Below are 8756 nucleotides of genomic sequence, written 5' to 3'. Positions count from 1 at the left end.
GGGTGAAACTCGTTCTACATGACCATCAATAAAGAAATAAACTGAAGATTCTTGGGGATCGCAGTATATTTTAAAATTTGAGGAAATTGTGAGTAAATTTTAGATTTTTCTAAAAAAAGACGGACACAGGGTTGTTCGGCGTTTGTCAGGGTATGGATTTTATGTAATACTTTATACAAGTAATTACGTGTGTGGACTTCTGGCTTGGGGAGCACAAACCATAACACCAAATGAATTTGCCATTTTGATAGAGCTAACCACAATCCCGCGATCGGGATTTAAGTCTCTGTTGCAACAAGAAATCTAAATATTGAGGATTTAACAGTGTTAAGCCCCTACAGGTTAAACATCAAGAAATGGCAAAAACCAACACAGATTTTGATACTATTCGGGATGATGTATGGTTTCAGGACTTTTAGGGTAGAATATAGGTAAGACTCATCAGATTAAGTACCTGTGTAAAATTGGTTACCTATCCCTGTTCCATGTTCATTGTCAACACGTGTAACTTTAATTTTGCCTACTTGCTTAATATGAATGCACCGACGATTAAACAGCTTAAAAGTTTATATATAATGTGTTATACATTAACAAATATTATGTTCAAACCTATTCACATTGTCCGAATAGATGAACGCACTAATAACCTGTTTATTTTAGCGGGACATCAGGAAAACATCGAAATTGAAATTGCACCCGATGGAGAAATATTCTAATGAATAATGTTGACTATACCAAAATGAGCGAGCAAGAACTGAAGCAATATTTTCTCAATCACAAGGATGATCGAGACGCATTTTATGCTTACCTAAATCGAAAACATCAACATCCCAAGCAAACGATCTTAAGTGTCAATGAACTAGAAACCCTTACCAGTGAAGAACAAATTAAATTAATTACACAACGTCTCCAAGAAAAATTTAGCGTTTAGTTTATTTACCTAGCTTGGGGATTAGATCGTGGAGAATCTGAAGTTTTGAGCTTTGCTCTAGAAAATACTGGTTATCGGGCAATTATTGATGATGCTGCTGCTAGACGGGTAGCTAAAACCTTAAACATTCCATTTATGGGAACTTTAGGAATGCTTGTCTTGGCAAAGAAACAAGGTTTAATTACTGAAATTTCAGAACAAATTCAAGCTATATAAGATGCTGGTTTATGGCTATCTGTTGATTTAATTCAGTTCCTCAAACAACAAGCAGAAGAATGAAACTCGGAATTGACTTTGGCACTTGCTATTCCAGTGCTCTTTCTCCACCAAGTTGTTGAGATTTGTGGCGAAGGTATTCTAAAAGAAGATTGTGTTTACAAATCTATTAACAGTTTGGCTTTTCTAAGAATGAAGGTTAAAACTGTCTCTTCTTGAGCAAGAATCTCAGCTTGACCTTGCATCCCTGACTGAATAGCACATTTATTTTTTCCAGCACTTAAGGTCAGTGTTTCTGGGTTTATAGTCACTTCGTAAGTAGCACTAGCTATTTCCCCCCCACTTTTCATAGGTAAGTTATCTGCATCCTTGCTTTCATAAGTAATACTATCTGGAGAAATAGCGCTAACAGTACCTTTAAGGGTGCCGTAGTCTGTGTAGGAACAAGCTGATACTCGCATTTGTACTGGTTGATCTATCTTTACTTTATTAATATCTTGAGAACTGACTAATGCTTTGATTTCTAAAGGAGCTTGACTCTTGACAATTTGGGCAATGACATCTCCAGGACGTACAACTTGTTCTGGATTGCGTAAATTCAGTTTTTGAATGATGCCAGATGTAGAAGCGCGAATAATAGTGTTTTTTAGTTCGGTTTCGATTTGTTGGAGTTCGTTGCGATCGCTGTTGAGTTGATTCTGGATTTCAACCCGCCTTTGAATAAGCTGCTCTCGTTGTTGTTTTAATGTTGCTTGGGTTGCTTTAGCTCTGGCTGTTTCGCGGGCAATTTCTTCTTGTGCCATGACTACCTCTGCATTACTAGGATTGAGAGTAGAGCGGACACGTTTATGTCTAGCGATGGCAGCTTTGAGAGCGGATTCTTTTTCTTTCAGTTGTAACTGAGCGATTGCCCCTGTATTAGCTAGTTGATAGTATCGACTCAATTCATCTCTAGCTAATTCTAAGGCAGCTTCTGTCTCTTCCACTTCGGCGGCTGTAGTAATTAGCTTATCTTCATAGTTACGTTGTTTAAGAGTGAGTTGAGCTTGGGCAGAAGCAAGAGTGCGTTTCGTCTGCTCAACTTCCGCAGTCATCTGCTCGTTGATTGCCTGAATTTGAGCGTCAACTTGAGTCAACTGTTGTCGAGCTTGGTGAATATTACCTTGTAGTTGACTCTTTTTCGTCTGAAAACGGAAATTATCAATATAAGCAATCACATCCCCTTTTTGAACTGTTTGATTCTCTGCCACGTTGAGGCTTTTGATAGTTCCTTCTGTAGCTGCTTGTACGAGACGCAATTCACCTACAGGGCGAATCGTGGCAGGGGCTTTCACAGTAACTTTGTATTTCAAGACACTAACAAGAGCGATCGCTGCACCAAAGCCAATGAGGAAAACTAGCCCTCCTAGGGTTACCCATCGACCAATCGAAGGCAAAAATTCTTCAGGAGTCGAGGGATGAAGAGAAGAGGGGTTAAGATCCTGCTTGAGGTAGGACGAGGAAACTTGTTGTTTTGAAGGAAAATTTACGCTATCCATAACACAATAGGCTATGATGACTTAATACTACCATAATTTGGCAAATAAAGCTTTTATTAAAGTTTTTAAAGTAATAAGTAAATACACTAAGTTAAACCAAGACTGTTGTAAATAGATAGAAATGCAACTAATTTGGAGTTAGTCTAAAGGAAGATTCTTACGGAAAGAAAAAGAATCCAACTAAAGATTTCAAAGGAAATAAGGAGGTATAAGAGATGTTAAAACATAGCCTCAAAAGCAATTTTTCTCAAGCACTAGCTTCAAAGACTAAGTTTCTTGGAAATCGTACAATTTAGAAACCTTGATTTGTCGTAGACAAACCTAGCTTTTCTGAAATATGCGATCGCACTTGCCCACGAGTTGCAATTTTTAAGTCAAATTAAAATTTACATCGATCTCCCATTGCATAATTTTGCTTTTCCTTCCTGATACAAGAGTGAAGTAAAGATTTCAAAGGAAATAAGGAGACTAAAGATATGTTGAAGCACAACAGCCTCAAAAGCAATTCTTATCAAGACCTAGATCGCGTTGCAGGAGTATCAGAGCTTTCCAATGAAGCTGCTGCTACTATGCTTGGGGGTCAGTTGCCGCCTACCTTTAGATACACCTCTGCCCCCAAGGGTTTGTTTGGAATGAGAGATTTTCAGGTCTTACCTAACCCCAGTTCCGTAAACACGGTATACTTTGGCTCTTACCCACCTAATGAGCTTGGACCTGTTTTTGGTCGGGTTAGCTCATGGATGACTTTTACAGATACGGCAATAAGAATGTTCCCTGCAATACCTCCGCTAAAATAGAAGCCTAGACCAATTTTGCCATTTTTGCCTAGTACACAAACTTTTGCCATTTTCAACGAAAATTTCTTATCCATGTGTGTTTTTGCGCTCAAATGCCAAAATCTCAATTCTTACTGTGCAGGCTATTGAATCAAAATTCTTTCCGGAAAACTGAGGCTGTTTTTCAAGGCTAATGATTTTTGCCTTGTCACAGAAGAACGGGCTTTCATGGTTAAAGCACCACCACTTTACCCTTCAAAAATGGCGAAGGTATTGTCCCTGGGAACCTATATTCTCAATGAACAGTATTATTTTCTGGGCGAATAATAATCATAAGTTTGGATCTCCTAGTCAAAATCTAGAATGACATAGTTTTATCTGTTAGCGAGTAAACCCAAAGGGGTAGTTAACACATGAAATTCGAGAGCGTGCGTCAACACAGCGAGGAAGACTGTGGTGCTGCTTGCCTTGCTACTGTTGCTAAATACTATGGGCGTAGCTTTGCCCTTAATCATATCCGGTCAGCCGTTGGTACCGGGTCAAGTGGCACCACTCTATTAGGGTTGCGACGGGGCGCAGAAGCTCTTGGATTCAATGCCCGTCAAGTCAGAGCTACGACTGAATTCATTGATAAACTCAATGAAGCCCCGCTTCCCGCTATTATCCACTGGAAAGGTTTTCACTGGGTGGTATTGTATGGTAAGCAGGGTAAAAAATATGTCATTTCTGACCCAGCTGTTGGCATTCGCTACCTCACTTATCAAGAGTTGATGACAGGTTGGCTGGATGGTACTATGTTAATTTTGCTGCCTGATGACACTCGCTTTTTCGAGCAACCGGAAGATAAAGTGGGAGGCTTTGGGCGCTTCCTCAGACGAGTCTGGCCTTATCGTTACCTCTTAGCAGAAGCTATTGCTATTAACCTTGCGATCGGTCTGCTCGCCCTGGCTCTGCCAATGATGATGCAACTCCTCACTGATGAGGTTTTAGTACGGGGAGATTTACAACTTTTGACAACTGTGGCGATCGCAGTTATCGCTGTAAATTTGTTCAGAAGCACTATCAGCTTAATTCAATCTTTTTTGATCGGTCATTTTAGCGAGCGCCTACAGCTAGGACTCATTCTTGATTATGGCTATAAACTTCTGCGCTTGCCCTTATCCTACTTTGATGCCCATCGTAGTGGAGAAGTCGTTAGTCGCATTGCCGACATTAGAAAAGTCAATACTCTTGTTTCCCAAATCGTTCTTGGTTTGCCCAGCCAGTTTTTTGTTGCCTTTGTCTCCCTAGGATTGATGCTGTTTTACAGTTGGCAGTTGACCCTCGCTTTCCTTACCGCCTTTGTTGCGATCGCGGTTGTCAACTTGTTATTCGTTCCTAGTTTGCAGCAAAAAACTCGTTGCTTGATTGTTGAAGGAACAGAGAATCAAGGCTTTCTAGTAGAAACTTTTCGTGGATCTCTCGTTCTGAAAACAACTCAAGCGACTCCTCAAGCTTGGGAAGAGTATCAGCGAAATTTTGGTCGCCTTGCCAATTTAAGCTGGGGAACCATGAAAGTGCAACTATATAGCACTACTCTGACAGGGCTCCTAAGCGGTGTTACGACTGTCGGCTTACTTTGGTTAGGTGGTTACTTCGTCATCCAGCGTACTTTAACTATTGGTCAGTTGCTGGCTTTTTATGCTTTAAATAACTACGTTCTTGACTTTTTAGGTTCGGCACTTGGGCTAGTGGATGAATTTATGACTGCTCAGGTTGTTATTCAACGCCTTTCTGAAGTCCTAGACTCGACTCCAGAAGACAATACTCAAGCACTCAAGCCGCAAGCATCTATTCTTGACAATGCAGAAATTATCTGCACCCATCTTACTTTCCACTATGCTGGGAAAGTTGACTTGTTGAATGATTTTAACTTAACAATTCCAGGAGGAAAAGTTACAGCGTTAATTGGTCAATCTGGCTGTGGTAAAAGTAGCCTCGCTAAATTAATTGCTGGTTTATATGAACTACAATCGGGTAACATTCGCTATGGTATCTATAATCAGCAAGACCTGTCTCTAGAATTCTTGCGACAACAAGTAGTACTCGTTCCTCAAGAACCCCATTTCTGGAGTCGCTCAATTTTGGATAATTTCCGCTTTTCCTATCCCAATATTACATTTGAGCACATCGTCAAGGCTTGCCAGATAGTCAGTGCTGATGAATTTATTAGTGAGTTGCCTGATAAGTATCAAACGATCTTGGGAGAATTTGGCGCTAATCTCAGTGGTGGTCAAAAGCAGAGGTTAGCGATCGCCAGAGCCATTGTTACCGATCCACCCATACTCATTTTAGATGAAGCTACAGGTTCACTTGACCCAGTTTTAGAAGCCACGGTGTTAGACCAACTTTTACATTACCGACAGGGTAAAACAACTATTTTGATTAGCCATCGCCCGAGAGTTATTCATCGAGCTGATTGGGTTGTGATGATTGAGCAAGGGAGGTTGAAGTTGTTTGGAAGCCCACAAGAGTTACAACAATTGCCCGGTGAGCATTTAGGCTTTTTGATTCCTTGACTGGATGTGAGTTTTCTTACAATACACCCCACTTTTAAAATATCATCTAAACTCCAGTGCATAATTCTGCATTTCTATCCTGAGAAGAGAGTGAGAACTGAGTGCTTAAAATTTCAACTTCCAAATAACCCATTTTAAAAAGGGTTAAAACAGTGTTTCAAAGGAGTAAGAACAATGTCTACATTTTTACTTTATCAAATAAATTCGGACTTGAATGGGAATGGAATTATCGATCGGGTTTTTTCTTTTACCTACAATACTATAGGAAATCTCACGGGCATATGGTCTGATATCGATAACAATGGTACTTGGGATTTTCTGACTAATTATAACTACGATGTTGTTGGTAATTTGACTAAGGTATGGTTTGATGAGAAAGCTGATGGGATTGCTGAGTTGGTTAATTACTATTTCTATGATGCTCAGGGTAAATTGACGAGTGAGTGGTTTGACGAAAAAGCTGATGGGATTGCTGAGTTAGTTAATTACTATTTCTATGATACTCAGGGCAAAGTGACGAGTATTTTATCTGATTTTGATGGCAATGGCAATTGGGATTTTCTTACCAGTTATAGCTACGATGTTTTTGGTAATTTGACTAAAGTATCGTCTGACAAGGATATTGATGGTTCTTTAGATTCAATAACTAACTATTATTACACATTTGTAAATCTCGGCAATAATTCATCTAATTCTTATCAGAGTTTTAATGCTAATGAAATAGGTGAAGCCTACTTATACGATCTGTGGAATGTTGTCGAAAACCCAGCAGAAAAATCTTCTCAGGATTTCGTCGAGCGGAAAATTGCGCTAGGACAAATTTCGGCTCCTATTGATACTGTCTCACCCTTAGATTCTGTAGATACACTTTATATTAAAGATCCTGAATTAACTAGTCAACTACCAATACTGCTCGGATAAGGAAATTGTAGGTTGGGTTGAGCGTCAGCGAAACCCAACAAATGCTGATAAATGTTGGGTTTCGTGTCTCAACCCAACCTACATGTTTTCGTATTTTTAGTCGATTTCTTCAAGAACCTGTGAATTAATTCATTTCGTAAGAAATTTGACTTTTCATGGCATATGGAAAAGCTCCTAGTTGAGAGTTTCCCAAGCCCTGATTTTTTCCTTAGCCATTTTCATTAACTTAGATTTATTGAGAATTAGGTGGTGGAAAAGTAAGGCTATTTCGTGGTTTGAGAGCTTCCCGTGATAAAGTCACGCAAGAAATTTATCTAGCTGCGATTTTAATTGCTAAGCTACTGTGCTGAGCAACAAGGTAACAGTGGCTCTTTCGCAAATTCTGTTAATTCTCCATCTTTTAAAAATGCTGTCCAGTCTTCTCTAATTGTTGGATCTTGTGGTGAAGCACGAAGCTTTTCTGCTAAATCATTTAAGTTATCAAACCAAATATTCTCTGGAGTATAATTATTGGGTGAAACTCGTTCTACATGACCATCAATAAAGAAATAAACTGAAGATTCTTGGGGATCGCAGTATATTTTAAAATACCAGTGATAGGTTTGATTTAATGTTAAAGATTGCTGTGTATTTGTGGGTATATTTACACGAATAATACCCTCTTTTTCTGGTAATGTTAGTAAATTACGATACACATCATTTTTTTGCTTATCTTGTATGATAAACTCCCCAATTGTTGTCTGGGATGGTAAAGCCGGAATATAAAACCAAAATGTTGGATGTTCAGAGTATGTTAAATTGACATCTCGCGCTGGTACTAAAGCTGTCAAAGATTGTTTGATAACCGGACAACCTTTACGACTCGAAGCAACTACACGCTTTTTTGGTGCGCCTCGATTTGGTGGTTTAAAAGTTACACGTTGGCGTTTTTGAGCAACTGTTTGATTTTTATTAGCACTTTGAGCACTCACATTTACCAGAGGAAGCGTAAAATTCATGAGTCCAAACGTTAATATTGCCCAACTTAAAATCAGTTTTTGTAAAGTCATTATCGCCACGTTTTTTTCTGAAATAGAACTTGAAATTTAGCTTTAAATACTTCAGCGATCGCCACTTCAATTTGATAATGACTTTCTTCAAGGACAACAGTCACAGGACTTGTAGCAGCACCAATCATTGCTCCAAACAAATGCTTTACACTCGGTATTAACTCCCCTCCTGCTTGATACGCATCTTTTATGGTGTCTTTAGTAACTTCAACGAGATTTCGTATCACGAATTGACATTCGGTATTGGTAGAACCACATTTTGAACACTTATTGACAACATCCGACATAAGCTAGCCCTCCAAGCATAATCTTCTTTGTCTTTAACTTTGATACTAAAAATTAAATTTGAGGAAATTGTGAGTAAATTTTAGATAAAGAACATCTTATCTGGATTTTTTTATACAAAGTGAATTTGAATTATATATTACCAGTTATTTGTGTAATTAATTCTGCCGAGTTACTTACCTGTTCCCATAAACCATCGCTACATAAGAGCCGCACATCTCCAACTTCCAACTCCATGACTACAGCGCTTCTCATTTGGATGCAATACATCACGATACACTGTAGAGGCATAGTTGACTTGGCTGTAAATATGCAGTTATAAATAGCACACTAGTACTGGCTGGCAATTATACTTGGTCATCCTCACAAGTTCCTCAAAGTTTTTTTCTATTTTTAAGGTAGACGAGAGCAATCATAGCCTTAAGGCGCGCCGCGAAAAGCTACGAAGGTAAAACCTAGTAAAATTCACTAAAAACAGACAA

9 protein-coding genes are annotated in these 8756 nt (G+C 39.0%); 5 read left to right on the top strand and 4 right to left on the bottom strand.

Annotated features, from left to right (window positions below):
- Positions 1 to 715 precede the first annotated feature (715 nt).
- Positions 716 to 931, top strand: a complete 216-nt coding sequence (locus F7734_RS32775; protein ID WP_155748724.1) for a hypothetical protein — start codon at positions 716 to 718, stop codon at positions 929 to 931.
- A gap of 45 nt (positions 932 to 976) precedes the next feature.
- Complete coding sequence (locus F7734_RS32770) at positions 977 to 1147, top strand: DUF3368 domain-containing protein (protein WP_243147212.1); 171 nt, start codon at positions 977 to 979, stop codon at positions 1145 to 1147.
- Between the two features lie 158 nt (positions 1148 to 1305).
- Here F7734_RS32770 and F7734_RS32765 read toward each other — a convergent pair whose 3' ends face one another.
- Positions 1306 to 2685: an HlyD family efflux transporter periplasmic adaptor subunit gene (locus F7734_RS32765; protein WP_155748723.1), complete on the bottom strand. Its 1380-nt coding sequence runs from the start codon at positions 2683 to 2685 to the stop codon at positions 1306 to 1308.
- A gap of 476 nt (positions 2686 to 3161) precedes the next feature.
- Here F7734_RS32765 and F7734_RS32760 point away from each other — a divergent pair, with 476 nt between their 5' ends.
- The 3 genes from F7734_RS32760 to F7734_RS32750 all read left to right on the top strand — a co-directional run bounded on the left by F7734_RS32760 (position 3162) and on the right by F7734_RS32750 (position 6940).
- A complete protein-coding gene (locus F7734_RS32760) occupies positions 3162 to 3482 on the top strand; it encodes a hypothetical protein (RefSeq protein ID WP_155748722.1) in 321 nt (106 codons plus the stop codon).
- Positions 3483 to 3874: 392 nt separating this feature from the next.
- Positions 3875 to 6019, top strand: coding sequence for a peptidase domain-containing ABC transporter (locus tag F7734_RS32755; RefSeq protein WP_155748721.1), 2145 nt, complete (start codon positions 3875 to 3877; stop codon positions 6017 to 6019).
- A 174-nt stretch (positions 6020 to 6193) separates the two neighbouring features.
- Positions 6194 to 6940, top strand: a complete 747-nt coding sequence (locus tag F7734_RS32750) for a hypothetical protein (protein WP_155748720.1) — start codon at positions 6194 to 6196, stop codon at positions 6938 to 6940.
- 338 nt (positions 6941 to 7278) lie between these two features.
- Here the strand turns inward: F7734_RS32750 and F7734_RS32745 are convergent, their stop codons facing one another.
- From F7734_RS32745 to F7734_RS62325, 3 genes are all read right to left on the bottom strand, one after another.
- On the bottom strand, positions 7279 to 7989 hold the full coding sequence (locus F7734_RS32745) for a DUF928 domain-containing protein (RefSeq protein ID WP_155748719.1): 711 nt from the start codon (positions 7987 to 7989) through the stop codon (positions 7279 to 7281).
- On the bottom strand, positions 7989 to 8276 hold the full coding sequence (locus tag F7734_RS32740) for a hypothetical protein (RefSeq protein WP_207714273.1): 288 nt from the start codon (positions 8274 to 8276) through the stop codon (positions 7989 to 7991). The genes F7734_RS32745 and F7734_RS32740 overlap by 1 nt, the downstream gene beginning before the upstream one ends.
- 130 nt (positions 8277 to 8406) lie before the next feature.
- The gene (locus F7734_RS62325) at positions 8407 to 8565 is read right to left on the bottom strand and encodes a hypothetical protein (protein ID WP_155748717.1); all 159 of its coding nucleotides are present in this window, start codon (positions 8563 to 8565) and stop codon (positions 8407 to 8409) included.
- Between the last annotated feature and the right edge of the window lie 191 nt (positions 8566 to 8756).

This window comes from Scytonema sp. UIC 10036, assembly GCF_009725235.1.
Note: the sequence above shows the minus strand (reverse complement) of the source record. Positions and strands in the feature narration are given on the sequence as shown.

Excerpts from the sequence above, each read along its gene's own strand:
- F7734_RS32775 (WP_155748724.1), top strand. The coding sequence starts at position 716 with ATGAATAATGTTGACTATACCAAAATGAGCGAGCAAGAACTGAAGCAA.
- F7734_RS32765 (WP_155748723.1), bottom strand. The coding sequence starts at position 2,685 with ATGGATAGCGTAAATTTTCCTTCAAAACAACAAGTTTCCTCGTCCTAC.
- F7734_RS32760 (WP_155748722.1), top strand. The coding sequence starts at position 3,162 with ATGTTGAAGCACAACAGCCTCAAAAGCAATTCTTATCAAGACCTAGAT.
- F7734_RS32755 (WP_155748721.1), top strand. The coding sequence starts at position 3,875 with ATGAAATTCGAGAGCGTGCGTCAACACAGCGAGGAAGACTGTGGTGCT.
- F7734_RS32750 (WP_155748720.1), top strand. The coding sequence starts at position 6,194 with ATGTCTACATTTTTACTTTATCAAATAAATTCGGACTTGAATGGGAAT.
- F7734_RS32745 (WP_155748719.1), bottom strand. The coding sequence starts at position 7,989 with ATGACTTTACAAAAACTGATTTTAAGTTGGGCAATATTAACGTTTGGA.
- F7734_RS32740 (WP_207714273.1), bottom strand. The coding sequence starts at position 8,276 with ATGTCGGATGTTGTCAATAAGTGTTCAAAATGTGGTTCTACCAATACC.
- F7734_RS62325 (WP_155748717.1), bottom strand. The coding sequence starts at position 8,565 with ATGCCTCTACAGTGTATCGTGATGTATTGCATCCAAATGAGAAGCGCT.